This window comes from Microbacterium sp. MYb66 (assembly GCF_002979435.1).
Classification (GTDB): domain Bacteria; phylum Actinomycetota; class Actinomycetes; order Actinomycetales; family Microbacteriaceae; genus Microbacterium.
The window spans coordinates 286,937-313,917 of sequence record NZ_PCOV01000003.1 but is presented as its reverse complement, the minus strand read 5'-3'; the positions used below and the strand labels follow the sequence as shown (position 1 = coordinate 313,917).

The 26,981-nt window shown below is 70.0% G+C and carries 26 protein-coding genes; 7 read left to right on the top strand and 19 right to left on the bottom strand.

Annotated elements, in window-relative coordinates; translation table 11 throughout:
- The first annotated feature begins 25 nt into the window (after nucleotides 1–25).
- Nucleotides 26–2,476, top strand: a complete 2,451-nt coding sequence (locus CQ045_RS08740; RefSeq protein ID WP_105722742.1) for a CHAT domain-containing protein — start codon at nucleotides 26–28, stop codon at nucleotides 2,474–2,476.
- A gap of 244 nt (nucleotides 2,477–2,720) precedes the next feature.
- Here CQ045_RS08740 and CQ045_RS08735 read toward each other — a convergent pair whose 3' ends face one another.
- From CQ045_RS08735 to CQ045_RS08715, 5 genes are read right to left on the bottom strand one after another with little or no spacing between them, the layout of a single operon-like run.
- Nucleotides 2,721–3,497, bottom strand: a complete 777-nt coding sequence (locus CQ045_RS08735) for a DeoR/GlpR family DNA-binding transcription regulator (RefSeq protein WP_105722740.1) — start codon at nucleotides 3,495–3,497, stop codon at nucleotides 2,721–2,723.
- Nucleotides 3,494–4,351: a class II fructose-bisphosphate aldolase gene (locus tag CQ045_RS08730; RefSeq protein ID WP_105722738.1), complete on the bottom strand. Its 858-nt coding sequence runs from the start codon at nucleotides 4,349–4,351 to the stop codon at nucleotides 3,494–3,496. Before CQ045_RS08730 ends, CQ045_RS08735 begins: the two co-directional genes overlap by 4 nt.
- Nucleotides 4,348–5,292 (bottom strand): 1-phosphofructokinase family hexose kinase, encoded by a 945-nt coding sequence (locus tag CQ045_RS08725; RefSeq protein WP_105722736.1) that lies wholly within the window; start codon nucleotides 5,290–5,292, stop codon nucleotides 4,348–4,350. Before CQ045_RS08725 ends, CQ045_RS08730 begins: the two co-directional genes overlap by 4 nt.
- Nucleotides 5,289–6,281: an ROK family protein gene (locus CQ045_RS08720; protein WP_105722734.1), complete on the bottom strand. Its 993-nt coding sequence runs from the start codon at nucleotides 6,279–6,281 to the stop codon at nucleotides 5,289–5,291. Before CQ045_RS08720 ends, CQ045_RS08725 begins: the two co-directional genes overlap by 4 nt.
- A gap of 24 nt (nucleotides 6,282–6,305) precedes the next feature.
- Nucleotides 6,306–7,202 (bottom strand): SIS domain-containing protein, encoded by an 897-nt coding sequence (locus CQ045_RS08715; protein ID WP_105723219.1) that lies wholly within the window; start codon nucleotides 7,200–7,202, stop codon nucleotides 6,306–6,308.
- 324 nt (nucleotides 7,203–7,526) lie between these two features.
- Between CQ045_RS08715 and CQ045_RS08710 the strand changes: the two genes are divergently transcribed.
- The 4 genes from CQ045_RS08710 to CQ045_RS08695 are packed head-to-tail and all read left to right on the top strand — an operon-like array spanning nucleotide 7,527 to nucleotide 11,517.
- Nucleotides 7,527–8,768, top strand: coding sequence for an extracellular solute-binding protein (locus tag CQ045_RS08710; RefSeq protein WP_105722732.1), 1,242 nt, complete (start codon nucleotides 7,527–7,529; stop codon nucleotides 8,766–8,768).
- Nucleotides 8,769–8,798: 30 nt separating this feature from the next.
- Nucleotides 8,799–9,770 carry a carbohydrate ABC transporter permease gene (locus CQ045_RS08705; protein WP_105722730.1) on the top strand — a complete coding sequence of 324 codons (972 nt, stop codon included), beginning with the start codon at nucleotides 8,799–8,801 and terminating at the stop codon, nucleotides 9,768–9,770.
- Between the two features lie 2 nt (nucleotides 9,771–9,772).
- On the top strand, nucleotides 9,773–10,696 hold the full coding sequence (locus tag CQ045_RS08700) for a carbohydrate ABC transporter permease (RefSeq protein WP_181156505.1): 924 nt from the start codon (nucleotides 9,773–9,775) through the stop codon (nucleotides 10,694–10,696).
- A gap of 53 nt (nucleotides 10,697–10,749) precedes the next feature.
- Nucleotides 10,750–11,517, top strand: a complete 768-nt coding sequence (locus CQ045_RS08695; RefSeq protein WP_105722728.1) for a hypothetical protein — start codon at nucleotides 10,750–10,752, stop codon at nucleotides 11,515–11,517.
- A 65-nt stretch (nucleotides 11,518–11,582) separates the two neighbouring features.
- Here the strand turns inward: CQ045_RS08695 and CQ045_RS08690 are convergent, their stop codons facing one another.
- Both CQ045_RS08690 and CQ045_RS08685 read right to left on the bottom strand, forming a co-directional pair.
- Nucleotides 11,583–12,767 carry an ROK family protein gene (locus tag CQ045_RS08690; protein ID WP_105722726.1) on the bottom strand — a complete coding sequence of 395 codons (1,185 nt, stop codon included), beginning with the start codon at nucleotides 12,765–12,767 and terminating at the stop codon, nucleotides 11,583–11,585.
- Between the two features lie 177 nt (nucleotides 12,768–12,944).
- Complete coding sequence (locus CQ045_RS08685) at nucleotides 12,945–13,244, bottom strand: chorismate mutase (protein WP_105668682.1); 300 nt, start codon at nucleotides 13,242–13,244, stop codon at nucleotides 12,945–12,947.
- Between the two features lie 62 nt (nucleotides 13,245–13,306).
- Between CQ045_RS08685 and CQ045_RS08680 the strand changes: the two genes are divergently transcribed.
- On the top strand, nucleotides 13,307–14,536 hold the full coding sequence (locus tag CQ045_RS08680; RefSeq protein WP_105722724.1) for an AI-2E family transporter: 1,230 nt from the start codon (nucleotides 13,307–13,309) through the stop codon (nucleotides 14,534–14,536).
- Between the two features lie 77 nt (nucleotides 14,537–14,613).
- On the opposite strand, the gene CQ045_RS08675 is transcribed toward CQ045_RS08680, so the two are convergent.
- The 12 genes from CQ045_RS08675 to CQ045_RS08620 all read right to left on the bottom strand — a co-directional run bounded on the left by CQ045_RS08675 (nucleotide 14,614) and on the right by CQ045_RS08620 (nucleotide 25,852).
- Nucleotides 14,614–14,817 carry a hypothetical protein gene (locus CQ045_RS08675; protein ID WP_105722723.1) on the bottom strand — a complete coding sequence of 68 codons (204 nt, stop codon included), beginning with the start codon at nucleotides 14,815–14,817 and terminating at the stop codon, nucleotides 14,614–14,616.
- Nucleotides 14,818–14,960: 143 nt separating this feature from the next.
- Complete coding sequence (locus CQ045_RS08670; RefSeq protein WP_105722721.1) at nucleotides 14,961–15,881, bottom strand: ABC transporter substrate-binding protein; 921 nt, start codon at nucleotides 15,879–15,881, stop codon at nucleotides 14,961–14,963.
- Nucleotides 15,882–15,926: 45 nt separating this feature from the next.
- Nucleotides 15,927–16,652 (bottom strand): ABC transporter permease, encoded by a 726-nt coding sequence (locus CQ045_RS08665; RefSeq protein ID WP_105723215.1) that lies wholly within the window; start codon nucleotides 16,650–16,652, stop codon nucleotides 15,927–15,929.
- Entirely contained in the window at nucleotides 16,649–17,332 is a 684-nt protein-coding gene (locus CQ045_RS08660) for an ABC transporter permease (protein WP_105722719.1), read from the bottom strand. The genes CQ045_RS08665 and CQ045_RS08660 overlap by 4 nt, the downstream gene beginning before the upstream one ends.
- Nucleotides 17,329–18,201, bottom strand: coding sequence for an ABC transporter ATP-binding protein (locus CQ045_RS08655; protein ID WP_105722717.1), 873 nt, complete (start codon nucleotides 18,199–18,201; stop codon nucleotides 17,329–17,331). The genes CQ045_RS08660 and CQ045_RS08655 overlap by 4 nt, the downstream gene beginning before the upstream one ends.
- 43 nt (nucleotides 18,202–18,244) lie before the next feature.
- On the bottom strand, nucleotides 18,245–18,547 hold the full coding sequence (locus tag CQ045_RS08650) for a DUF427 domain-containing protein (protein WP_105722715.1): 303 nt from the start codon (nucleotides 18,545–18,547) through the stop codon (nucleotides 18,245–18,247).
- Between the two features lie 152 nt (nucleotides 18,548–18,699).
- Nucleotides 18,700–20,136 (bottom strand): NAD(P)/FAD-dependent oxidoreductase, encoded by a 1,437-nt coding sequence (locus CQ045_RS08645; protein WP_105722713.1) that lies wholly within the window; start codon nucleotides 20,134–20,136, stop codon nucleotides 18,700–18,702.
- Between the two features lie 156 nt (nucleotides 20,137–20,292).
- On the bottom strand, nucleotides 20,293–20,871 hold the full coding sequence (locus CQ045_RS08640) for a biotin transporter BioY (protein ID WP_105722711.1): 579 nt from the start codon (nucleotides 20,869–20,871) through the stop codon (nucleotides 20,293–20,295).
- 73 nt (nucleotides 20,872–20,944) lie between these two features.
- A complete protein-coding gene (locus tag CQ045_RS08635) occupies nucleotides 20,945–21,991 on the bottom strand; it encodes a zinc-binding dehydrogenase (protein WP_219844401.1) in 1,047 nt (348 codons plus the stop codon).
- Complete coding sequence (locus tag CQ045_RS08630; protein WP_105722709.1) at nucleotides 21,988–23,388, bottom strand: MFS transporter; 1,401 nt, start codon at nucleotides 23,386–23,388, stop codon at nucleotides 21,988–21,990. Before CQ045_RS08630 ends, CQ045_RS08635 begins: the two co-directional genes overlap by 4 nt.
- Nucleotides 23,389–23,444: 56 nt before the next feature.
- Nucleotides 23,445–24,554, bottom strand: a complete 1,110-nt coding sequence (locus tag CQ045_RS08625; protein WP_105722707.1) for a beta-propeller fold lactonase family protein — start codon at nucleotides 24,552–24,554, stop codon at nucleotides 23,445–23,447.
- 11 nt (nucleotides 24,555–24,565) lie between these two features.
- Nucleotides 24,566–25,852: an adenylosuccinate synthase gene (locus tag CQ045_RS08620; RefSeq protein ID WP_105722705.1), complete on the bottom strand. Its 1,287-nt coding sequence runs from the start codon at nucleotides 25,850–25,852 to the stop codon at nucleotides 24,566–24,568.
- 186 nt (nucleotides 25,853–26,038) lie between these two features.
- On the opposite strand from CQ045_RS08620, the gene CQ045_RS08615 reads away from it, so the two are divergent.
- Entirely contained in the window at nucleotides 26,039–26,971 is a 933-nt protein-coding gene (locus tag CQ045_RS08615) for a DMT family transporter (RefSeq protein WP_105722703.1), read from the top strand.
- Nucleotides 26,972–26,981 lie beyond the last annotated feature (10 nt).

The following is a 26,981-nucleotide window of genomic DNA, read 5'->3' as shown; positions in this document are numbered from 1 at the left end:
CCCCGACGCAGGGCATTCTGGACGGATGCCCCTGTCCGCGATCGAGCTGCACCGGCGCGGCGTCGAAGCGGCGAACGCGCGACGGTTCACGCAGGCGCGGCGTGCGCTGGATGCGGCATCCGCCCGCACCGACGATCCCGATCTGCGGGCGCGGATCGACGGAACGATCGCCTACGTCCTCGCCCAGACGGGAGAGCCGGCGGCCGCCGAGCAGCTGTGCCGCGAAGCGCTGGGCCGCACCGGACTGCGCGCCGAGACGATCGCGGTGCTCAGCGGGCAGCTCGGCACGCTCCTCATGCACGCCGGCACCCTGACGGAGGCCGAGGTCATGCTCACCCGCGCGATCGACACGCTCACCGCGATCGGAGACGAGACCACCGAGCTCGCGAACTGCCTGATGAACCGGTCGGTGGTGCGGATGCAGCAGCGTGAGCTCGAGACCTGCATCGAGGATCTGCGGCGCGCGGTCGCCGTGTACGAGGCCAACGACGACGAGGAGCCGCTCGCGGAGGCCCGGCACAACCTCGGCTATGCGGCGCTGCTCGGCGGAGACCTCGTCACCGCGCTGTCGCTGATGACGCGCTCTCGTCCGAAGCTCGCCGCGATCAGCGACCTCGCCGCGGCGATCAGCGACCTCGACCGCGCCGAGGTGCTGCGCGACGCGGGGCTCACGACCGAGGCCGAGGCGCTGCTCGGGCAGGTGGCGACGCAGTTCGGTGCACAGCGGATGCGGCAGGCCAGAGGCGAGGCCGAGTTCCACCTGTCGCGCTCGCTGCTGCGCCACGATCCAGCCGCTGCGGAGCGGGCCGCGCGCACGGCCGCACGGCGCTTCGCGACCCTCGCGAACCACGGGTGGGCGGCGCGCGCCGATGCGGTGCGGCTGGAGGCGCAGCAGCTCGCCCGGCCGGATCGCCCGATCGACGCGGCGGAGTTCGACCGCACCGCGAAGACGCTCGACCGCGGAGGTTTCCGCACCGAGGCGACGGGTCTGCGCCTGAGCGCACGACGCGACGGCACCGGACGCCTGCCGAGACTCGACGACACCGCCCCCACGCCGCTTCGGCTCCGCGCCCAGGAGGTGCGGGCTGCGCGCGCCTCGGCCCGGGGCCGCGACCGCGACGCACTGCGCGCCGCCGCCGACGGTCTCGATCTGCTCACCACCTGGCAGCAGTCCTTCGGCGCCCTCGACCTGCAGGCCTCGGTGGCGATGCACGGCACCGGCCTGATGTTCGCCGGGCTCTCGGCCGCCGCGCGGCTGCGCGACCCCGCCACGCTGTTCGAGTGGTCGGAGCGCGCGCGGCATCTCAGTCACCAGGTCGCCCCGGTGCGCCCTCCGCACGACGAATCCCTGGCCGTGGATCTGGCGGAGCTGCGGATGCTGCGCGCGGAGCTCGCCGGCGCCGACTGGACGACGGATGCCCGGGTGCGCGCCCTCCGCGACCGCGTGCGCGAGCGGCAGTGGGCGTCGACGGGGTCGGGCGGCACCCGCGAGCGCCTGGGGCTCGCGGAGGCGACCGCCCTGCTCGACGCCGACACCGCGGTGCTGTCGTACGTGTTCACGGGGTCCGCCCTGCTCGGCATCGTCGTGACCGCGTCGGGGGCGACCGTCGTCGACCTGTCGTGGGCACGCGCGCAGTCCGCGCTCGACGGGCTCCGCGCGGACCTCGACATGGCCGCTCTGACGCGCGGCGGATTGATGGGCGAGGTGACCGCACGGGCGCTCGGCTCGCGGCTGGCTCTCCTCGACGCGGAGCTCCTTGCGCCGATGCGGCTCGCGGCACCGTCGGCGACGCGGCTGGCGATCACGGTGCCCGGTGCCCTCGGCGGCGTCCCGTGGGCGATGCTCCCGGGCATGGCCGGTGTCCCGTTCACCCTCGCCACATCCGTGTCGCGCCTGCTGGGGGGACCCGTGCGCAGCCGCCGCACGCCCGCCACGATCGGCTTCGCCGCCGGTCCCCGCGTCCCGCGAGCGGATGACGAGGTGGAGCGCGCGGCCGCGACCTGGCGTCGCGCCGGCCGCACCCCGCTGACCCTGCAGGCCGGGGAGGCGACGGTCTCGGCGGTCACCGAGCTCGCCGCGGCGACCGACGTGCTGCACATCGCCGCGCACGGCAGGCACGCGGTGGACAACCCGCTGTTCTCCGGCTTCGAGCTCGCCGACGGCATCCTGTTCGGCTACGACGTCGACCTGATCCCACGGGTCCCGGCGACGGTGATCCTCTCGGCCTGCGAGCTCGGACGCTCCTCCGTGCGCTGGGGCGAGGAGGCGCTGGGGATGACGCGGGTCTGGCTGCATGCCGGTGCGGACTGCGTCATCGCCGCGCCGGTCGCGGTGCCCGACGACGTCGCCGGCGAGCTGCTGAGCGCCGTGCACACCGGTCTGTCCCAGGGCGCGAGCCCCGCCGCCGCCCTCGCGGGGGCAGCCGCCGACACCGGTCTGAGTGCGCCGTTCCAATGCCACGGCGACGGGTTCTGAACTTTTTCTCCATTCGGTGTATCAGAACGGATGCCGTGCGCTCCTGTTCTTCGGAAGGTGCCATGCGAAGGGCCTCGAAGGGAGAGGCGCGAGGGAGGCGCAGTCGGATCTGGGGATCATGCGCGCTGGGGAGCGTGGAACACGACACGGACACCATCTACTCGGGGCGTCGCGGCATCACGCCGCGACACCCTCATGGGGCCTCGACGATCTGGGGACGTCGGGGCCCTCGGGGTGTCCGCCCTCAGGCGACCAGCACCGCGTATCCGGCGGCGCGAAGGGCCGCGAGCACGTCGGCGTCCGCTCCGGCATCCGTAATCACGGTGGGGAACAGCTCGAGGCCGCCCACCACCGAGAACGCCTCGACACCGAGCTTGCTGCCGTCGGTGACCACCACCGCGCGCCGGGCGCGTTCGGCCATCATCCGGTTCACGGCGGCTTCGCGCTCGTCCTGCGTGGTGGCTCCGGCGGCGGCATCCATCCCGTTCACGCCGATGAATGCGATGTCGAGCCGCACGCCGCGCAGCAGCTGCTCCACGAACGGACCCACGAGTTCGTAGCTGCGCGAGTGGATGACGCCGCCGGTGACCACGACCTTGATGTCGGGCCGCGTGGCGAGCTGGGCGGCGATGTTCACGGCGTTGGTGACGACGGTGATGCCGCCGTTCTCCGCGAGGTCGTCCCGTGCGGCGAGGGCGGCCGCGATGGCCGTGGTCGTCGTTCCGCCGGACAGCCCCACGACCATCCCGGGCACGACGAGCCCGGCAGCGGTCTGGGCGATGCTGGCCTTCTCGTGCGTGCGCAGATGGCTCTTGTAGCGGATCGGCAGCTCGTAGGCGACGGTCTGGGCCACCGCGCCCCCGTGGGTGCGGGTGAGCAGCCGCTGCTCGGCGAGCGTATCGAGGTCGCGGCGCGTGGTCGCGGACGAGGCGCCGTACCGCTCCACCAGGTCCTCCACCGTGACCTCGCCGTTCGCGGCGAGCAGGTCGAGGATCGCGTTCAGGCGCGCCGCCCGCTTCATCGCGAGGCCGTTCCCGCAGGCTGCAGCGCGAAGAGGCGGAGCATGCGTGCGGCTTCGTCCGCCAGCGCGTCGCGGGCGGGTGCGAGGTACTTGCGTGAGTCGACCAGCCGGGCGTCGGCGTCGAGCCTCTCGCGCACCGCTCGCGTGAAGAAGCCGTTGAGGTGCGTGGAGACGTTGATCTTCGTCATCCCCGCCCGCACGGCATCCGCGATCACCTCATCCGCGACGCCGGAGGACCCGTGCAGCACCAGCGGCACGGGCAGGGCCGCGTGCAGACGCGCGATCAGGTCGAGGTCGAGCGACGCCGTGCGATCGGTCATCGCGTGCGAGGATCCCACGGCGACCGCGAGCGCATCGACACCGGTCGCCGCGACGAACTCCCGCGCCTCGTCCGGGTCGGTGCGCACACCGGGCGCGTGCGCCCCGTCCTTTCCGCCCACCTCGCCGAGCTCGCCCTCGACGTAGACTCCCGCCGCGTGCGCCCGCGCGGCGACCGCGGCCGTGAGCGTCACGTTGTCGTCGTAGGGCAGCGCTCCGCCGTCGAACATGACCGAGCCGAAGCCCAGCGCGATCGCCTCATCGACCAGCTCGGGCCGCTCGGCGTGGTCCAGGTGCACCGCGACCGGGGTCTCGGCGCGCCGCGCCACCGCGAGCGTGGCCAGCGCGATGGGCTCGAGCCCGCCGTGGTAGTCGGCGCAGTTCTGGGAGATCTGCAGGATGACGGGCAGCTCGGCGAGCGCCGCGGCGCGCACCAGCCCCTCGGCCGTCTCGAGGTGGATGACGTTGAACGCGCCGATGCCGGTGCCGGCGGCGGATGCCGCGGAGACGAGGTCGCGAGCGGAGACGAGGGTCACGAAGGGTCCTTCCGGAACGATGCGGGGTCGGGGTGCGAGATGCGGAGCTGCTGCTCGAGCTCGGTCCAGCGCGGGGAGATGTCGCCGGCGAGAGGCATGAGCACGGCCGCCGCCGACCACGCGGTGGCCCGGCGGAGGATCTGCTCGGGGTCGCGCACCCCGGCGGCGTACAGCACGGCGCACGCGGCGACACCCGCGTCACCGGCGCCGGTGGGGTTGCCCGCGAGAGGCTCGTCGAGCCGCGCGTGCACGAGATCGGATGCCGTGACGGCGAGCATCCCGTCGGCTCCGAGCGAGAGCAGGACGAGCTCCGTCCCGCGGGCGATCAGCGACCGGGCGCCTTCGACCGGATCGGCGATGCCGGTGGCCTCGACGAGTTCGGACGCATTGGGTTTCAGCACGGCGGCTCCGGCATCCGCGGCACGCAGCAGAGCGGGTCCGGAGGTGTCGACGACGACCGGGACTCCGGCATCCCTTCCGACGGCGACGAGCATGGGGATCAGCGAGTCCGGTGCTCCGGGAGGCACGCTGCCGGAGACGACGAGCACGCTCGCGCCCGCCAGCCGCTCGACGACCTCGGCGAGCAACGCGGCCCACTCCGCATCGGCGGGGTTCGCTCCGCGCTCGTTGACGATGGTCGTGTCACCGAGCGTCTCGTCGACCACGGCGATGCTGCGTCGGGTGTCTCCGGCGATCGGCACGAGGGCGTGCGGCACGCCGCTGGCCCGGAGCTCGGCCGCGAACTCCTCCCCCACGCGACCGCCGCTCGTGGTGACGGCGAGCACGTCCGCGCCCTCGGCGTGCGCCACGCGTGCGACGTTGAGACCTTTGCCACCGGCTCGCGCGGCTCCGGCATCCGCGCGATGCGTACCGCCCTCGACGAGCCGGTCGACGCGCCAGGTGAGGTCGAGCGCGGGATTGGGGGTGACGGTGAGGATCACGTGCGCTCCCGTGCTCGGAGGGCGGCGCCGAGGAGTCCCGCATTCCCGGACAGCTCCGCCGGCACCAGTGCCGGGATGCGGTGGAAGCTGAGTCGCGCGGCGAGGCGGGTCCGCAGCTCGTCGAACAGGGCGCCACCGGCACGGGAGAGGCCTCCGCCGATGACCACGGCCTCGGGTGCCACGACGGCCGTCAGCTGTGCGAGCGACATGGTGAGGGCGTCGAGCGCCGAGTTCCAGATCTCCGCCGCGACCTCGTCGCCTGCGGCCGCGCGCGCGATCACGTCTTTCGCACCGTCGGGGGCGATGCCGGTCGCCTCCCGGTAGCGCCGGGCGATGGCACCGGCGGAGGCGACCGCCTCCAGGCAGCCGCGCGCCCCGCATGCGCAGATCGGCCCGTCCGCGATGGGAGAGTGTCCGATCTCACCGGCGTATCCGCCCGCGGTGTACGGGATGCCGCCGACGAGCAGCGCGCCCGCGATCCCCGTGCCGATCACGAGCACGACCGAATCGGCGTAGTCGCGGGCGCCGCCGAGACGGCGCTCCGCCCAGCTCGCGGCGCGCACATCGTGATCGAATGCCACCGGCAGCCCGAGCCGAGCGGTGGCGAGGTCGCGCAGCGGAGCATTGCGCCAGCCGAGGTTGCTCGCGAACACCCCGAGACCGGCCTCCGCATCGACGATCCCGGGAACGACGAGCCCCACCGCCTGCGGCACCACGTCCGGGTGCGCGGCGCGAAGCTCGGCGGCGAGCACGTCGAGACGCTCGAGAAGCACCTGCGTGCGGTCGCCGTCGACGACCGGCGTCGGCGTGCGACGCAGACCCAGCGCGGTGCCGTCGGCGTCGAACAGCGCCGACTTGATGTCGGTGCCGCCGACGTCGAAGGCCAGCACGGGCGCGCCGGCACCCAGCGTCCGCACGGCGGCGAGGGTCTCTCCGGCGGCATCCCGCTCGACGTCGGGGACGGCAGCCGTCCCGTCAGCTCCGGTCATGGTCGGCTCCGGCGGCGTCGTGCGTCATGCATCCAGGATGACGGATCGCGTGAGGTTGCGGGGCTGATCGGGGTCGAGTCCCCGTGCGACGGCGCGGTCGAGAGCGGTGCGGTGCAGGCGGGCCAGATCGGCGAGCGGGTCGATCGCGCGCTGCTCGAAGCGAGCGCCGGTGGCCTCCACCTGCGCCGCGAGCCCCTCGGGCGCCGCGCCGAACTGCCAGGTCACGCGACCCGGCGCCGCGATCGCGATCGGACCGTGGCGGTATTCCATCGACGGGTAGGACTCGGTCCACGACTGCGAGGACTCGCGGAGCTTCAGCGCGGCCTCGTGTGCGAGCCCGATCGTCCAGCCGCTGCCGAGGAACGTGTACTGGTCCGCGTCGCGCAGCTCATCGTCGCCGGGCTCGGCCAGGACCGCGGCCGCGTCGGCGATGGCGGCGGTGAGGTCTTCACCGAGCGAGGCGCGGAAGAGCGCGAGGGCCGTGGTCGCGAAGCGCGTCTGCACGACCGACTTCTCATCGGCGAACGGCAGCAGGACCGCGTCGTCGACGAGCGAGACGAGCGGAGACGTCGGGTCGCCGATGACGCCGATCGTCCGCACACGCCCCTTGACGCGGTCGACGAGCTCGAGCACCTCGGTGGTCGTACCGGATCGGGTGAGCGCGACGACCGCGTCGTACCCGCGGTCGATGAACGCCTCGGAGGCGGCGTACGCGTCGGTCTCGCCCTGCCCGGAGCTCTCGCGGAGGGCGGCGTACGACTGCGCCATGAACCACGACGTGCCGCAGCCGACGACGGCCACGCGGGCACCGGCCGCCGGGAGCAGGCTCTGCTCGGCTTTCAGATCTGCGGCCGTGGCCCAGGTCTGCGGCTGGGAGTGGACCTCTTCGCGCATGTGTGCGCCGGGCAGTGATTCCGTCATCATGGTGCCTTTCAAGCGAGAAGTTGCATAGTTGTGATTGTTTATGGCTCTATTCGATCATAGTATGGCGCAAAAGAACGGCAACCTCAGGTTCTGCTTGATTTGTTTGTTGCCTTGACAAATAATCGGACAAGTTCCATCCTCGACTCCGACCCCGGCCGCCGTCGAGAACCCCGAGCCCCGGCTTGAACGATCGCGGCTGCCATCCGGCGAAACGATCACCACGCACCGTCGCGTGATGTGCTTGCGACTGTGCACCACACCCTCTCCCGAAGCGGCCCCGCCGACGAGGGAGCGGACATCACAGTGAGGAATGCAATACACATGAAGAAGTCACTGCGGTTCGGCGCCGCCGCCATTGCGGCCGTCGCCACGCTCTCGCTCGCTTCGTGCGGGTTCGGCGGGTCGTCCGGAGACGGCGACGCCGAGGGTTCGACCACGCTCGACCTCCTCGTCCCCAGCTACTCCGACGGCACCAAGGCCAACTGGGAGACCGTGATCGACGGGTTCGAGAAGGCCAACCCCGACATCAAGGTCAAGCTCGAGGTGCAGTCCTGGGACAACCTCGAGAAGGTCATCTCCACCAAGATCCAGGCGGGCGAAGCACCCGACATCTACAACGGCGGCCCCTTCGCGGGCTTCGTCGGCGACGAGCTGCTCTACCCGACCAAGGATGTCGTCTCGGAAGAGACCTACGCCGACTTCCAGGACTCGTTCATCAAGAACGCCGAGGTCGACGGCACGGCGTACGCCCTGCCGCTGATCGCATCGGCCCGTGCGCTGTTCGTCAACAACGCCCTGCTCGACCAGGCCGGCGTCGAGGCACCGACCAACTGGGACGAGCTGCTGGACGCCGCGACCAAGGTCTCCGCTCTCGGCGGCGGTGTCGCCGGCTACGGCATGCCGCTCGGTTCCGAAGAGGCGCAGGCCGAGGCGGCCGTGTGGCTGTGGGGCGGCGGCGGCTCGTTCGGCGACGCCTCGGAGATCACGATCGACACCCCCGAGAACCTCGTCGGCGCCGAGCAGATCAAGAAGATGATCGACGCCGGTGCGACGCAGGCCGACCCGGGTTCGACGCAGCGCTCTCCGCTGATGGACATCTTCATCCAGGGCAAGATCGGCATGCAGGTCGGCCTCCCGCCGACGGTCGGACAGATCGAGGAGGGCAACCCGGAGCTGGACTACTCCATCGTCCCGATCCCGACCAAGGACGGCTCGCCCTTCACGCTCGGCGTCATGGATCAGCTGATGGCGTTCCAGAACGATGACGACAAGAAGGAAGCGATCACGAAGTTCTTCGACTACTACTACGCGGCCGACGTGTACGTGCCGTGGGTGCAGGCCGAGGGCTTCCTCCCCGTCACCAAGTCCGGTGCCGAGCAGCTCGCCGGCGAGGAGGCTCTCAAGCCGTTCCTCGACGTGCTGCCCGACGCCCAGTTCTACCCGTCGACGAACCCGCAGTGGTCGGCCGCCGACGGTGCGTTCAAGTCGCTGTTCGGACAGCTGCAGTCGAAGCCGGCGCAGGACGTGCTGACCGAGATCCAGGCGCAGGTCGACGCGGGCTGAGCCCGCTGATCGGAGAGGTTCGGGTACCCCATGAGCCAGACGAAAGAGTCCTCGAACCTCGCGGGGGCGGCCACCGGCCGCCCCCGCACCCCCCGCACTCCGGATGCCACGCGTGGCAAGCCGGGTGGAAAGGACCTCCTCCAGGCGCTGCCCTGGATCGCCCCCGCGCTGCTGCTGATCATCGGCGTGGTGCTGTTCCCCGCCGGGGTGATGTTCTTCAACTCGACGCGGGACATCTCGCTGTCGGGCCTCGACAAGGGGTCGGTCGGCTTCGACAACTTCGTCACCGTCTTCACCTTCACCGAGTTCTGGCCGATCTTCTTCCGGACGATCGTCTGGGTCGTCGCGGTCGTGACCCTCACGGTCCTCATCTCCCTCGGCCTCGCGCAGATCCTCAACAAGGCCTTCCCCGGGCGCCAGCTCGTGCGCATGGCCGTGATCGTGCCGTGGGCGGCGTCCGTCGTCATGACGACGATGGTGTTCTACTACAGCCTCGAGCCGTACTTCGGCATCTTCAACAAGTTCCTCTACGACATCGGGCTCTCGGATGACGCCGTCGGGTACGGGTGGACGAAGAACCCCGCGACCGCGTTCACGTGGTCGATCGTGATCGCGATCTTCGTGTCGCTCCCGTTCACGACCTACACGATCCTCGCCGGACTGCAGTCGGTGCCGGCCGACGCGATCGAGGCGGCGAAGATGGACGGCGCGAGCCCCACCCGCACCTACTGGTCGATCGTGCTGCCGCAGCTGCGCAGCGCCCTGGCGGTGGCGATCCTCATCAACATCATCAACGTGTTCAACTCGCTGCCGATCCTCAAGGTGATGACCGGGTCGATACCCGGCTACGGCGCCGACACGATCATGACCCTGATCTTCAAGTACATCGAGCTGCAGAAGAAGGTGGATGTCGCGAGCGCCCTCTCGGTGGTCGCCTTCCTCATCGTCATCGTGATCGTCGCGGCCTACGTGAAGATCGTCAAGCCCATGAAGGAGGTCTGATCATGACCGTGACCGAGACCGCCCTCGTGACCACCGCCGGCCGCGGCGACCGCATGCCGCCGATCCCCGGGCGCAAGCGCCGCTACACCGCGGACCAGGTGACCCTGCCGCGTGTGATCCTGCGCACCGTCGCCGGGTTCCTGGTGCTCGCGATCTTCGTGCTGCCGTACCTGATCATGTTCTTCGGCTCGGTGAAGACCAAGTCGCAGATCCGCTCGGTCGACCCGACGTACTTCCCGATCGAGTGGCACTGGGAGAACTACATCTCGATGTGGTCCACCCCCGAGACGCCGCTGCCCTACAACCTGATCTCGACGATCATCATCGCCGTGTTCGCGACGCTGCTCGTGCTGCTCGTCTCCCTCCCGGCCGCGTACTACACGGCGCGGTTCAAGTTCCCGGGGCGCATGGTGTTCCTGTTCCTCGTGATCGTCACGCAGATGCTGCAGCCGGCGGTTCTCACATCGGGTCTGTTCCGCCAGTTCACGACGCTGGGTCTCGGCGACACCTGGGCGGCGATGATCTTCATCAACGCCGCCTTCAACCTGTCGTTCGCCGTCTGGATCATGCACTCGTTCTTCGCGGGCATCCCCAAGGAGGTCGACGAGGCCGCGCAGATCGACGGCGCCGGACGCTTCACCGTGCTGTTCAAGATCAACCTGCCGCTCGTCTGGCCGGGCATCGTCACCGCTATCGTCTTCACGTTCGTCGCCTGCTGGAACGAGTTCGCCGCCTCCCTCGTGATCCTGTCCACCGACAAGAACCAGCCGCTGTCGGTCGCGCTGACGAAGTTCGTCGGACAGTACGAGACCAGCTGGCAGTACGTGTTCGGCGTCTCGATCGTCGCGATCCTGCCGGTGGTCATCCTGTTCATGCTCATCGAGAAGCGCCTGGTCGGCGGTCTGACCGCGGGCAGCGTCAAGTAGGCTTCTGCGGCATCCGCCCTCCGCACGGGCGGATGCCGCGACGAAGGAGTCCCATGCCCGCTGCACGCTCTGCGATCCTCACGGCATCCGCTTTCGCCGTCCTCGCGACGGCACTGGCCGGCTGCACCGCGGCCGAACCGACGGCCAGCCCGGCGCCGACCCCGACGGTCGAGACCGTCGTCGAGCTGACCACGAACGGTCCCGCGATCACGGGCACCGGGCCGACCGGCACCCTCCCCGGCATCGACTTCCCCATCCCCGACGGCACCCGATCGGTGACGATCGACTTCGAGTGTCAGGGCGGGACGAACTTCCACATCGAGCTCGGCGACGCGATGGCAGTCGGACAGTCGGCGCTCCGTGGCACGTGCGACGGCACCACGTCGCTGGTGTGGCCGGTCACCGAGGAAACCGTGCCGACGCTCTCGGTCTGGACCGTCGACGGTGTCGAATGGGTCGCGAAGCCGCATTTCTCCACCGCCGAGTTCGTCCGCGACGACGCCATCACCACCGAGTGCGCGGCGTTCTCGACGGTCTACAGCGCGCTGTCGAACGCCGACATCGGGTTTACGGCCTACCAGGCGTTCGATGAGACCGAGTGGAAGAACCGCGTCGACGCGGCATCCGCCGAGCTCGAGAGGCTCGCCGACGCCTCGGAGACGACCCTGTCCGAGGCGTTCAGCGCCCTGCTCGCGTGGGTGCGCGGCGACGGGCACACGCCCGGAGCGCTGCTGAACGACACGAGCCTGATCGACCCGATCAGCGACACCTGCAGCACGAACCACAGCGAGCTGATCCTGACCGGCGAGTTCGGCGGCTGAGCTCCCGGAGCGGATGCTCGACCCCGCCCTTCGCAGAGAGCTCCTGCATGCCGAGCCCTGACGGGTCAGAGGCCAGAGGTGGATGCCGCGGCCGACGAGGATGCCGCGCGCAGCTGCTCCGGATTCCAGCGCACGCCGAGCGCAGCGGTGAGTGCGGCCTGCGCGGCACCGGCGGCGAGCGACACCCGAGGGTCGGCGTAGCGGACGGGCACCTGCGCCGTACCGCGGGCCGGATACTCGGTCTCCCGACGCACGCGGTCGAGGAAGCGGGGCCCGAGTTCCGTCGCCGGTCCGCCGATGACGACCTCGGTCGGATCGAGCAGCGCGCTGATGAGCTTCACCGCTCTCGCGAGCGCGCGGGCGCCTTCGTCGAGATGCTCCTCGTCGGCCTGAGCCGCGAGCGCGCGGATCTCGGGAGCGTCCATCGCGTCGGAGAACTCGTCGCCGATCATCGCGCCCAGTGCCGCAGCCGACTCCAGGCATCCGCGCTGTCCGCATCGACATGCCCGCGCGGCCTCTCCGAAGACGACCTGCACGTGACCGATCTCACCGGCGCGATCGCGCGGACCGGGGGCGAGCTCTCCGTTCAGCGTCACGGCCGCTCCGACACCGCCGCCGAGGTGGAGGAAGAGCCGGTACCCGGAGGGGGACTCCTCCATGCCGGCTTCGGCGATCGCCTCGGCATCGACGTCGTTGATGAGCAGCACCGGTGCGCCGAGGATCCGTTCGAACCGCTCGGCGAGAGGGACGTCGTCCCACTTGAGCTGCACGCTCTCGAGGACGATGCGGCCATCGGTGGTTCCGGGGAGCTGGACGCCGGCGGCGAGCAGCCGGTCGCCGAACTCCGCTGCCACGGACGCGACGGCGTCGTCGAGGGTCCGATCGCGGTTCTCCGTCGTGTAGCTCACCCTCCGGACGTCGACCTCCGTGCCGTCGAGGGCCACGAGGGCGATGTGCGCGTGAAGAGGTTGAATCACCAGCACCAGGATCAGATGATGCCCCGCGTCGACGCTGAGGGTGGTCGCTCTCTTGCCGCCGGTGCTCGCGGCCTGCTCCCCCTCGATGATCAGCCGGCTGTCGATGAGCTCGGCGACGAGGGACGAGGCGGTCGCGGCGGTGAGTCCGGTCGACCTCGCGATTCCCGCCCGCGTCTGCGTGCCCGGGTTCCGGAAGACGAGCTGCAGCGCCCGCCGGAGATTCGCACGCCGCACCGAGGCCTGGGTGTCGAGACCCTCATCCGTGATCAGCATGGCGGTTCCGTTCCGGAGCTCGCTCGCGGCCTTCTCCGGCTCGCGGGCTGTTGACAGATCGTGGCGCGATCCGTAGTCTCTCCCTAAGTTTATTCATTGAACTTAGTTGGTCAATCGACCTCAGATAGCTCCGGACGGGCGAGTGCTGCACACACCGTCGCCCGTCCGGCACCTCTCTCAGCGGCCTTCGGCCGCTTCGGTGTGGTGGCGGATGACCTCCGCCACCACGAAGTTGAACCACTTCTCCGCGAACTCCGGGTCGAGATGCGCCTCCTCGGCGAGAGCGCGCAACCGCGCGACCTGCTGCTCCTCCCGATTCGGGTCGGACGCCGGCATCTCGTGCTCCGCCTTGAGGTGTCCGACCTGCTGGGTGGCGCGGAAGCGCTCGGCCAGCATGAAGATCAGGGCGGCGTCGATGTTGTCGATGGTGGCGCGAAGTCGGAGCAGTTCGGCCTTCGGGTCCTCAGCGGCGGTCATGCCCCTACTCTAGAGCCGCGGAACACCACGGATTCGACTCATCGCACCGCTATCGTGAGCACATGAGCAACGAAGACTCTCCGGCATCCGCGCCCCTCGACGACGCCGCACCCGGTTCCGCGGCCGCGCCGGAGAAGGTCGTCGTCGACGACGGCCCGGCATCCGCCATCGCCGCCGCTGCGACCGCAGGCGGAGCGGGCTCCCGCCACGTCGTGATCGAGCCGATGACGCCGAGCCGTTCGTTCTGGACCCGCATCGACCGCCCCTTCGTGTTCGGCTTCCTCGTGACGCTGGGAGCACTCGGCGCGATCCTGATCGGCCTCGCGCTGTCGAACCTGTCGACCGTGCTCATCTACATCGCACTCGCCCTGTTCGGCGCACTCGGTCTCGACCCCTCCGTCCGCTTCCTGGAGCGTCGCGGGGTCTCCCGGGTGCTGTCGGTCGTCATCACGATCCTCGCGCTCATCGTGGTGTTCGCCCTCGTGCTGTGGATGATCATCCCGGTCGTGATCGATCAGATCGTGAGCTTCGTCGGCTCGGTCCCCGGAATGATCCGGGAGTTCACGCAGAGCGATGTGTACGCGACCCTCGATGCCCAGTTCGGCGACCAGTTCCAGGATCTCGTCGCCGAGGTGCAGGCGTTCCTGACCGACTTCGGCAACCTGGCGACGATCGGCGGCGGCGCTCTCGCCGTGGGCGCCTCGATCGCCACCGGCATCTCAGGCGCCATCATCGTCCTGGTCCTCACCCTGTACTTCCTCGCCTCGCTGCCCGCCATGAAGCAGGGGATGCTGCGACTCGCTCCGGCCCGCGACCGCGCTCGCGCCAGCGACATCACCGACCAGATCACCGACTCGGTCGGCGGCTACGTGATGGGGATGGTGGTTCTGGCGTTCTGCAACGCGACGCTGGCGTTCCTGCTCTACTTCTTCCTCGGGCTCCCGTTCCCGCCGCTCATGGCGGCGATCGCGTTCTGCGTCACGCTGATCCCCCTGGTCGGCTCGGTGCTGTTCTGGATCCTCGGCACGTGCCTCGCCCTCTTCAGCAACCCGATCGCCGCACTGATCTTCGCCGCGATCTACCTCGTCTACATGCAGATCGAGGCCTACGTGATTACCCCGCGCGTGATGAACCGGGCCGTCTCGGTCCCCGGCTCACTCGTCGTGATCGGCGCTCTCGCCGGCGGCACGCTGCTCGGCCTCCTCGGCGCACTGGTGGCCGTGCCGGTCACGGCATCCATCCTCATCATCATCAAGCAGGTCCTGGTGCCGCGGCAGGACGCCCGGCTCTGATCTCGCACGAAAGACAGAAGCGCCCGGACCCCTGAGGGGCCCGGGCGCTTCTGTCGTTCCGGCTCAGACGCGGGCTTCTATGCCCTTCGCTCACCCTCGACGATCTCTGTCTGACGGCGCTTGCGCCGGTCGAGGAGATACCCCCCTCCCGCGAAGACGATCCATGAGAGGACCACCGTTATCGCGGTAGGGAGCGCGGGAGCTTCCACTAATGCATCGAAGAGGTAGGGGCTGACAAACGCGACGACGACCGACAGCACGAAACCGATTGCGAAGAACATGCCGGGGAGACTAGCAGTTCGTCTGCTGATGGAGATCGAATCCACCTCCACTGGTCCGGGGGCGACACGGCCCGGCTCTGATCTCGCACGAACGACGAAGCGCCCGGACCCCTGAGGGGCCCGGGCGCTTCTGTCGTTCCGACTCAGACGAGGTCGTTGTCGGTCAGCCACTTCTTGGCGATGTCGGTCGCCGACTTCTGGTCGACCGTGCTCTGCACATTCAGGGAGACCAGCTCTTCTGCAGTCAGCTTGGCGCTGATCGCGTTGATGACGTCGGAGATCTCGTCGGCCACGTCGCTCGAGGCGATCGGCACGACGTTCGAGGCCAGGATGATGTTCTCCGGGTCTTCGAGCGCGACGATCTCCTCGGTCTGGAACGCCGGGTCGGCCGAGTAGATGTCGGCGACCTGGATCTCTCCTGCCAGGAGCGAGTCCAGCGTGGTCGGGCCGGTGGCCGAGAACCCGAGGTCGACGCCGTAGACCTCCTTGGCCTTGGCAGGACCGTACGGACGCTGCTCGAACTCGGGCGCGGCGCCGATCGTCACCGGGGTGGTCACGTCGGCGAGGTCGCCGATCGAGGTGAGATCGTTCGCCTCCGCGAAGCTCTTCAGCACGGTGTACGTGTCCTGGTCGGAGGCCTCGGCGTAGTCCAGGGCGGTCAGGCCGTCGGGCAGTACGTCCTTGAGCGCGGCGTAGACGTCTTCCGAGCTGGTCGCCGTCGCACCCTTGTCGAGATACTCGAGCAGGTTGCCGGTGTACTCCGGGAACAGATCGATCGCGCCGGACTCGACGTCGGGCATGTACGCGTCGCGCTGTCCGATGCTGAACTGGCGGTCGACCTCGAAGTCGGCGGCCTCCAGCGCCTGGGCGTAGATCTCGGCGATGATCTCGTTCGAGTAGTACGCCTGCGAGCCGATGACGATGGTGTCGCCGCCCGAGCCGGAGCCCGAGTCCTCGGTCGGGGCATCGAGCGGGTTGCTGCTCGCGCAGCCGGCGAGGACGAGCGCTGCGGCGAGCGCGGCACCACCGGCGAGGGCGAGTCGTGACTTACGTGCTGTGAACATGGTTCCTCTTCTCTGGGACAACGGGACGGATGCTGTGGGTCGGTGTCAGGCCGGCGCGGGCGACGGCGCCGCGACGGCGTTCCGCGCGCGGCGCCGCGTGCGCTGCGGACGCACGCCTGCGGGCACGGCGGCGTGCTGCGCGATGGCGAGGAGCAGGTCGACGATCAGAGCGAGCACCGCGACGAGGATCGCCCCGCCGAGCACCTGGTCGAACTTGCGCAGCGGGATGCCCTGGATGATCGGCCAGCCGAGACCGCCGAGATTCACGTACGCGGCGATGGTGACCGTGGCGATCACCTGGAGGAGGGCGGCCCTGATGCCGCCCACGAGGAGCGGCAGACCGAGGGGAACCTCGACCTTCCAGAACAGCTGCCACTCGGTCATGCCCATGGCGCGTGCCGAGTCGAGCACGCGCCGATCGATGGCCTCGAGCCCGGTGTAGGCACCGGCGAGGAGTGACGGGATGGCGAGCAGGACGAAGGTGATGATCGCGGCCTCGGGCACACGCAGCACGCCCAGGAGCAGCACCAGCAGCACCATGAGACCGAACGACGGGATCGCGCGGGCGGCACCGGAGACCGCGACCGCGATCTCGCGACCCTTGCCCGTGTGGCCGATCAGCCAGCCCAGCGGCACGGCGATGACGGCGGCGATCAGCACCGAGATCAGGGTGTAGTACATGTGCTGGCCGAACAGGATCGGCAGCGAGTAGGGCCCCTCCCACCGCTCGGGGGAGAAGAGCCAGGCGAAGGCATCCGTGAAGACGTTCATGCGGCGGCCCTCAGGGTGGCGGTCTGCCGCGCGGCCGACGGCGTCTTCGCCGCCCGCGTCCACGGCATCAGCGCGCGGCCGAGCAGCAGGAGCAGCAGATCGATCACGAGCGCGATCACGACGACCGCGACGACCCCCGCGAAGACCTCGGCGAGGATGCGGCGCTGCAGGCCGTTGGTGAACAGGTAGCCCAGGTTGTTCACCCCGACCAGGATGCCGACGGTCGCGAGGGAGATCGTGCTGACGGCCGCCACACGGAGCCCGGCGAGCACGACCGGCCCGGCGAGCGGGAAGTCGACGGTCCAGAATCGGCGGAAGCCGCCGTAGCCCATGGCGGTGGCCGACTGCCGGATGGCCGGATCGACCGAGTCCAGGCCGTCCGACACCGCGCGTACCAGGATCGCGACCGCGTAGATGGTCAGCCCGATGATGAGATTCGCCGGGCTGCGTGCCGGATACCCGGCGACCGACGGAAGCAGGATCAACAGCGCGAGCGACGGGATCGTGTAGAGCAGCCCGGTCAGGAGGATGACGGGCCCCTTCACCAGCTGATAGCGCCAGGCGACCCAGCCCAGCGGCAGCGAGAGGACGAAGCCGAGCACGATCGCGATCGCGCTCTGCTGCAGGTGGATCGCGGTCAGCTCGAGGATGAGGCCGAGATTGTCGACGACCCAGTTCACGGAGCGCCCTTCGTGATGCTCTCCTCGCTCAGGAGCGCGTCGGTGACAGCATCCGGCACGTCGATGATCGAGCCCTGCGTGCGGCCGTCGGCGTCGACCACGACGGTGCCGCGCGGCGTCTGCTTGAGGTGCAGCGCACGGCGGCCCCGATCGGCGCCGATGAAGGCGGCCACGAAGTCGTCTGCGGGGTTCTCGATGATCTCGCTCGGACTGCCGACCTGCACGATGCGCGCGCCCTTGTCGAGGATGACAACCTGATCGCCGAGCAGGAACGCCTCGTCGATGTCGTGCGTGACGAACACGACGGTCTTGTCGAGCTCGCGCTGCAGCCGCAGGGTCTCCTGCTGCAGGTCGGCCCGCACGATGGGGTCGACGGCGCCGAACGGCTCGTCCATGAGCAGGATGTTGGGGTCGGCGGCGAGCCCGCGGGCCACGCCCACGCGCTGCTGCTGGCCACCGGAGAGCTGGCTCGGGTACCGGTCGGCGAGCGCCTGGTCGAGACCGACCGTGTCGAGCAGTTCCCGCGCCCGCTTGTGCGCCGCCGCCTTCTTCACACCGGTCAGCCGCAGCACCGTGGCCACATTGTCGATGACCGTGAAGTGCGGCATGAGCCCGGAGTTCTGCATGACGTAGCCGATGCGCCGACGCAGGGCCACCGGGTCTCCGTCGAGCACGCTCTCGCCGTCGATCTCGACGTCGCCGGAGGTGGGCTCGACCATCCGGTTGATCATGCGGAGCAGGGTGGTCTTGCCGCAGCCGGACGAGCCGACGAACACGGTGGTCTTACGCGACGGCAGCACCAGGCTGAAGTCGTCGACGGCGAGCGTGCCGTCGGGGAACCGCTTCGAGACGTTGCGGAACTCGATCATGGGCTGGTCTCCAGTCGGTCGATCGATGCGAGGGCGGACGAGTCTACGGGCCGACCTCGACGCGCGGATCGAAGGCGACGTATCCCGAGAAGTCCTTGCCGACACGATCGAAAGCGGACGGGTAGGGATGCGGGTACGACCAGGCGTAGTCGGTGTGGAGCTCGCCCTCGGTCTGCACCGAGAAGTACTGGGCTGCACCCTTCCACGGACAGGTGTACGGAGTGGGGCTCTCGACGAGTGCGCCGGGAGCGACGGATGCGGGCGGGAAGTACCAGTTCCCCTCGATGCGGACGAGTTCGCTCTCGTCGGCTTCGGCGATGACGGTTCCTGCGAGTACAGCCTTCATGGTCCTGCCTCCTCGGATGTGTGTTCGAGCGTATAAGACGGCTGTGACATCGGGGGTGAGGGTTGCGTCACCGTCGTCAATGTGAGAAACATTCCTGGCTCTGTTCGGCGCGCTCCCGGGAACGGATTGCCCGCCACATGCGTGGTTCGGCCTCAGGCGGAATCGCGTCCGTAGCCCTCCAGCAGCCGCAGCCAGATCTCGCTCACCGTCGGGTACGACGGCACCGCGTGCCAGAGACGGGCGATGGGCACCTCGCCCACGATCGCCACGGTGGCGGCGTGCACGAGCTCGGCCACCTCGGGGCCGACGAACGTCGCGCCGAGCACGACGTCGCGGTCGGCGTCGACCACGAGCCGCGCCTGGCCCTCGAACCCGTCCTCGTAGAGGCTCGCGCCGGCGACCCAGCCCAGGTCGTAGTCGACGACCTTCACCGTCTTCCCCGCCTCGCGGGCAGCGGCCTCGGTGAGTCCGACCGAGGCGACCTCGGGGATCGAGAAGGTGACCTGCGGCACGGCGGCCTGGTCGGCGGTCGCGACATGGCGACCCCACGGGGCGTCGTCGATCTTCTCGCCCTTCGCGCGGGCCACGATCACGTCTCCGGCGGCGCGGGCCTGATACTTGCCCTGGTGTGTGAGCAGCACGCGGCCGTTGACGTCGCCGACCGCGTACAGCCAATCGGATCCGGGGACCCGCAGCGTGTCATCCGTCTCGATCCAGCGTCCGGCCTCCAGCCCCACGACGTCGAGTCCGATGTCGGTGCTTCGCGGAGAGCGCCCTGTCGCGGCGAGAACCTCGGTGGCCGTGATCTCCTCACCGCCGTCGAGGGTGATGGTCACGCCGTCGGGCCCGCGGCGCACGGACGTCGTACCGGTGCCGGTGCGCACGTCGACGCCGAGCTCCTTGAGCCCCGCGGCCACGCGCTCGCCCGCGAACGGCTCCATGCCGCCGAGCAGCCCGCTCCGGGCGATCACCGTGACCTTCGAGCCGAGCGCGGCGTAGGCGGTCGCCATCTCCACCGCCACCACGCCTCCGCCGATCACGGCCAGGCTCTCCGGCAGCTCCTCGGCACTGGTCGCCTCGCGGCTCGTCCACGGGGTGGCCTCGCGGAGTCCGTCGATGGGCGGGATGACGGCATCCGATCCGGTGCTGATCGCGACCGCATGCCGGGCGCGGAGCACACGCTCCGAGCCGTCGGCATCCGTCACCGTCACCTCCCGCTCGCCGGTGAGGCGACCATACCCACGGGCCAGGTCGATGCCGGCAGAGTCGAGCCACTTCACCTGCCCGTCGTCGGACCAGTTGCTGGTGAACGAGTCGCGACGGTCGAAGACGGCTCGCACGTCGAGCTTCCCGGTCACCGCTTGAGAGGCGCCGGCCACGTGCTGCGCGGCTCGGAGCGCCTGTGCCGAGCGGAGCAGCGCCTTGGAGGGCATGCACGCCCAGTAGGAGCATTCCCCTCCGACGAGCTCGCTCTCCACGATGATCGCGGTGAGTCCGCCCTGCACGGCGCGGTCGGCGACGTTCTCGCCCACCGGCCCTCCGCCCAGGACGATCAGGTCGTATTCGTCGGTCTTCTCCGCAGCAGTCATGCGTCGCACCTCTCCGTCGGCCGGTTCGTCGCCCAGTCTCGCTCAAGACCAACGCCGAGTCACGGGTCAGTTGTTCCCTGCGAGGCGGCGGAGATCGTGTCAGCCGTCGGACCAGGACCCGGGCGCAGCCGTCGGCGACTGCGCCGGGGGACGCGGTCAGGCCGCCGCGGCCAAGGGCTCACGGCGGTCGGCGAAGGCGCGCGGGTAGGCGCGACGGAGGGCGACGGCGATCAGGGTCGCTGCGGCCACCTTGATCAGGTCTCCGGGGAGGAACGCGAGGCTCGACAGCGCGGTGAGGTCGAGCGGGACGCCGGTCACGAGCGCCTGCACCGGGATGCCGAACGCGTAGACGACGAGCACGCCCCCGACCAGGGCGGCGACCGCCGCACGCCACCAGGTGAAGCGGCCGGTGCGCAGCAGGAGGCCGATCACGATGACGCCGGCGATCCAGCCGATCATGTAGCCCACGGTCGGTCCGACGAAGACGCCGAGGCCACCGCGTCCGCCGGCGAGCACCGGGAGTCCGACCGCGGCGAGGGCCAGCACGACGGCGATCGACCACGGTGCGATCCGCGGACCGAGCACCAGCCCCGCCAGCATGACGCCGAGGGTCTGCCCGGTGATCGGCACTCCGCTCGGCAGCGGGACGACGACGGTCCCGAGCACGATGATGAGGGCGGCGAACACGGCCACCCTGCCGAGGTTCGCACTGCTGTCACGAGTTGAGACGGTCATCGGTCATCCTTCCTGAACGGTGTTCACCTGAACACCGTTCATCAGAGTACGGATGCGCCCCGCTCTGCGCAAATCACCGGGGGGCGGGGATCAGCACGACCTTCCCCTGTTGGCGGCGCTGCTCGATGGCATCGTGCGCGGCCGCAGCATCCTCGAGCGGGTACTCGTCGACGGGCGGAGAGGTGCGCCCCTCAGCCAGCGCGGCGAGCGCTCCCGTCTCGAGCGCACGCAGTTCGGCGACAGGACGACCGAGAGGGACGGTGACGGTGAGTGAAGCACGCACGATGTCGTCGGTGTCGAGACGCAGGACCTCCCCGCTCGACCACCCGATGATCACGACGCGCCCACCTCGTCCGAGACTCTCGAGCGCCGCGCGACCGGTCGCCCCTCCGACACCATCGAGGAGCACCGACGGCTGCTGCCCGTCGAGCAGCCGGGCCATGCGCGCCGGCCACGACTCATCGGTCGCATCGAGCGGCAGAAGCCTGCCACGGGCGCGCTTCCCGCCGCGCGCGAGGTTCTCGACCACGTCGCGCTTCGCCGCGCCTCCGTAGAGCGCGACGACCGTGGCCCCTGCGGACAACGCGAGCTGGACGAGCTGACTGCCGAGACCTCCCGATGCCCCGGGGACGACGACGACGTCCGTCGAGCGGATCTGCGCGGCGTCCCACACGAGCTGGGCGGTCCGGCCGGTGCCGATGGTCGCGACCGCCTGTGAGAACGTCACTCCGTCGACGAGGGGATGCAGCGCCGATGCGACCGCCAGCGCGAACTCCGCGTACCCACCGCTGCGGAAGCCCACATGGGCGACGACGCGCTCTCCCACGAGACCCGCATCCACCCCTGGCCCCACGGCATCGACGATGCCGGCGATCTCTCGTCCCGGTGTCATGGGCAGCACCGGTCGCGGCATCGACGGCGGTGCGGCCTCGCGCCGGATGTCGATGTCGACGGCGTGCACACCCGCCGCAGCCACGCGCACGCGCACCTCCCCCTCCGCGGGAACAGGCAGCGCCACCTCCTCGATCCTCAGCACCTCGGATGCGCCGAACTCACGCTGCACGATCGCTCGCATGGTGCCGCTCCCCCCGTCATCGGTGATCACTGCGTCCACGCTCATGCGACCTCCTCCTCTCGCGTTGCGTCCTTGGCGGCCTCCACACTGATCCTCGGCGCGAGAGCCGCTGCGGCGAGCGCGACGACCGCCGCCAGCACGAACACCCCGAGGAACGGGTCGGCGGCCGCGAGCGCGGTGAACAGCGTGCCCGTGATGGCGAGAGCCATGGCGCTGCCGAACGAGTCGGCGACCGTCATCGCGCCGCTGTTGAATCCCTGGTTCTCCGGCGTCGACATCGCGAGCGTGAGCGCGCTGGTGCGCGGACTCATCAGCCCCATCCCCATGCCGGCGACGGCCCACGCGACCGCGACCATCAGGGCGTCCCAGCCGAAGCCGGCGGTGGCCACGGTCAGCGCGATGCCGACCAGCACCAGGATCGTGCCGACCTGCACCGCCGTCACACTCGACAGCCGGACACCCAGCCGTCCCTGGACCGTCGCGGCGAGAGACCAGGCGAGGGCGCCACCGGTGAGCGAGAGTCCGGCGAGTGTCGGCGAGAGCTCGTAGCGGTCGGTCAGCAGATAGGGCAGGTAGACCTGCGCCCCGAAGAACGCGGCCGCCGCCACACCGCGGACGAGGATGACCGAGGGCAGCCCTCGGCGCGCGCGAAGCGTGCCGGGCGGGACCAGCGGCCGCACCGCGACCAGGGCGACGACGACGGCGAGGAGGGCGAGCACCGGACCGACTCCGGGGATGTCGCCGACCAGGTTCAGCGCCAGCACGGCGACCGCCGCCAGCACCGACCAGCCGAGCCGTCCGAACGCCCAGGGCGTCGTCGCGTCGCCCTCGTTCGAGAGTCCGCGAAGGGCGGGGATCACCATCAGCAGCGCCACGAGCACGAGGATGACCACACCGAGGAAGACCCAGTGCCAGCTCCAGAGCTCGGTCACGGCCCCGGCGACCGTCGGACCGATCAGCGAGGGGATGACCCAGGCGGCGGCGAATCCGGCGAAGATCGCGGGATGGAGATCCTGCGGGTAGACCCGCGCGACCACGACGTAGAGCGCGACCATCAGGCCACCACTGCCGAGACCCTGCGCGAACCGCCCGGCGACCAGGACCTCCATGCTCGGCGCGAGGCCCGCGATCAGCAGGCCGACGATGAACAGCGCGACTGCCGTGTAGAGCGGTGCGACCGGACCTCGACGGTCGGCCCAGTTGCCCGCGATGACCATGCCGATGACCCCGGTGGCGAGGGGGCCGGCGAACGCGAGCGCGTACAGCCGCTCGCCGTCGAGGTCGGCGCTCACGGTCGGCATCACGGTCGTCACCGCCAGGGACTCGAACGCCCCGAGGAACACGAGTGCGCACGCGCCGATCGTGATCCACAGATACTCGCTGCCCATGATGCGCGGTGCGGCCGCGCCCGGCGTCGGCACGTGCTCGGTCTCCGTGGTCATGGAGACGACGCTAGAACCTCAAGTGAGGTTGAGGTCAAGCGCGGAGTTTCCGCGCCTCAGCGCACGGGCAGGAAATGCGTCGGCGACGGGACCTGGGCCTCGTGGCGGATGCCGAGCGGCGCGCCCGTCCGCTCGTCGAGGTCGAGCAGGGTGATGGTGTCGGAGCGCTGGCCGGCGACGAGCATCTTGCCCTCGTGCACCAGGTGGTGCCGCGGCCAGTCGACGCCCGAGTCTGCGAGAGCCACGGATTCGAGGGTCTCGCCGCCGCCACGCACCCGCAGGGCCGCGATCGTGTTGCTGCCGCGCAGGGCCGTGTAGAGGAACTGCCCGTCCCGCGTGCGGGCGAGCTCGGCGGGAAAGTCGATGCCGATCTGGGCGATCGGGCTCGACAGCGTCGACGACACGACGCTCCAGGTGCCGTCGGGCGCCGAGGCGAGCGTGAACACCTCGCACGAGTACTCGGTGATCACGTGCAGGTGGCCGCTGGGGTGCAGGACCATGTGTCGCGGCCCGGTGCCGAGCGGGAGCACGATCTCGTGATCGAGGACCAGTCCGCTGCCGCTCAACCGCCAGAACCGCACCAGGTCGAACCCGAGGTCGGTCGTCGCGATGCGTCCGTCCGGAAGGAAGATCGCGGCGTGCGCGTGCGATGCCCGATCGCCGCCGGCGGCGTAGGGGTCCACGGCCGCCACGCCGTCGCCGGGAGGAGTCGGCACCGGAGCACCCGGATCCTCGTCGTCGCCGAACAGCGCCGCTCGGAGAGCAGCCGCGGCATCCGGCTTCGCAGGCACGATGAGTCCGTCGGCATCCAGTCCGAGCCGCACCACGCGCCCGTCGCCGTAGCAGCTGGCGATCAGCGTGGTCCCGCGTGGATCGACGGCCACGTGGCAGACGTTCTCGCCGACCGCCGCGGGCGGGCCCAGCGGGGTGAGCGCCGATTCGCCCGTGCGGGAGAAGGCCTGCACGGCGGAGTCCCCCTCGAGCGACGCGTAGACCACGTCCAGGGACGGATGCTGCGTCAGCCACGACGGCGACGGGGTCTCCGCGACCGCACCCCGGTAGGCGAGCGTCGAGGCCTCGCGGCCCTCATCGCCCGCGAGCAGGCCGATTCCCTCAGCCGAACCGTCCATGCCGGGGCCGTAGCCGCCGAGCCAGAATCGCGTCATCGTGTGCCGGGTCAGTCGAGCAGGTCGTGGCGGACGACGACCTGGTCGCGCTCGGGACCGACCCCGATCACGGAGATGCGCGTGTTGCTCATCTTCTCGAGCGCCAGCACGTAGTCCTGCGCGTTCTTCGGCAGGTCCTCGAAGGTGCGCGCGACCGAGATGTCCTCGCTCCAGCCGGGGAAGTACTCCAGGATCGGCTTCGCGTGGTGGAAGTCGGTCTGGTTGACCGGCACCTCGTCGAAGCGCTCGCCGTCGACGTCGTAGGCCACGCACACCGGGATCTGCTCGAGACCCGTGAGGATGTCGAGCTTGGTGAGGACGAGGTCGGTGATGCCGTTGATGCGCGTCGCGTAGCGGGTGATGGGCGCGTCGTACCAGCCGACGCGGCGCGGACGGCCGGTGGTCGTGCCGAACTCGAAGCCCTGCTTGCGCAGCCACTCGCCCTGCTCGTCGAAGAGCTCGGTCGGGAACGGCCCGGACCCCACACGGGTCGTGTACGCCTTGACGATGCCCACGATGCGGTCGAGAGCACCGGGGCCGACCCCCGCGCCGGTCGAGGCGCCTCCTGCCGTAGCGGACGACGACGTGACGAACGGGTAGGTGCCGTGGTCGATGTCGAGCATCGTCGCCTGGCCGCCCTCGAACACGACGACCTCGCCCCGGTCGAGCGCCTGCGCGATCAGGTATCCGGTGTCGGCGACCATCGGGCGCAGGCGCTCGGCGTACGACAGCAGATCTTCGACGACCTCGTCGGCGGTGATCGCGCGGCGGTTGAAGATCTTCACCAGCAGGTGGTTCTTCTGGTCGAGAGCGCCTTCGACCTTCTGGCGCAGGATGTTCTCGTCGAACAGGTCCTGCACCCGGATGCCGACGCGGTTGATCTTGTCGGCGTACGCCGGGCCGATGCCGCGACCGGTCGTGCCGATCATGCGCTTGCCGAGGAAGCGCTCGGTGACCTTGTCGAGCGTGCGGTGGTACTGCGTGATGATGTGCGCGTTCGCGCTGACCTTGAGGCGCGAGACGTCGATACCGCGGGCGGCGAGCGCCTCGAGCTCGAAGAACAGCACCTCGAGGTCGACCACGACGCCGTTGCCGATCACCGGTGTCACGCCGGGAGACAGGATGCCGGAGGGCAGCAGGTGCAGCGCATACTTCTCGTCACCCACGACGACGGTGTGTCCGGCGTTGTTGCCGCCGTTGAACTTCACCACCCAGTCGGTGCGCTCACCGAGAAGATCGGTGGCCTTGCCCTTTCCTTCGTCGCCCCACTGCACGCCGACGATAACGATTCCTGGCATGGGTATCCCCCTGGCTTTCGCCGGGTTCGCACCGGCCGATGAGCTGGCCCTCTTCGGGCGGTCCCATCCTATCGAAGGGTTCCGGTGCGCCCTCCCGGACGCCTTCCTGCAGACCGGCGGGAAAGCGACGGCGGTTGGCACTCCGACGGCTCGCTCGATGTCGGATGCCCCTGCGAGGATCGGAGGATGTCACGAGCCGCATCCGGCGACCCCGGGATCCGCACCGATACCGGAGCACCGAAGAAGCAGGGCGCGCTCGTGCTCATCGCCGCACTGGTCACCGTGGTGCTCTGGGCGTCCGCGTTCATCGGCATCCGGGGCGCAGGGCCGCACTACGACCCGGGCGCCCTCGCCCTGCTGCGGATGGCGGTGGGCACGCTGGTGCTGACGATCATCGCGCTGCGGCACGGCATCCGTCTTCCGGAGCGCCGCCACTGGCTGCTCATCGCGGTGTGGGGCGTCGGCTGGTTCTGCGTCTACAACCTCGCTCTGAACAGCGCGGAACTCACGCTCGACGCGGGCACCGCCGCGATGGTCGTCAACCTCGCGCCCCTCATGGTCGTGGTCTTCAGCGGCCTGTTCCTGCGCGAAGGGTTCCCGAAGCCGCTCGTGATCGGGGCGCCGATCGCCTTCCTCGGCGTCGTGCTCATCGGCATGAACTCCTCCACGAGCGCGGGCCCCGACATCACGGGCCTCCTGCTCGCCCTCCTCGCCGCGGTCATGTACGCCGGGTGCACGCTCGTGCAGAAGCGCCTGCTCACCTCGGGCGTCGATCCGACGACCCTGACCTGGCTCGGGGCGGGCGTCGGCACCATCGCACTGCTGCCCTGGATCGGGCCCCTCATCGGATCGCTCCAGACCGCCCCGCTGGATGCGACGCTGTGGGTCGTGTACCTCGGCATCTTCCCGACCGCGGTCGCCTTCACGACCTGGGCGTACGTGCTGCAGCGCAGCACCGCGGGGCAGACCTCGGCGACGACCTATGTGGTCCCGGCCATCGCGATCCTGATGTCGTGGGCCATCCTCGGCGAGGTGCCCACGCCGCTCATGTTCCTCGGCGGCGCGCTGTGCCTGCTCGGCGTGCTGATCACGCGGCTGCGGTGGCAGCGGCGAGAGTAAGCGCGCGAGC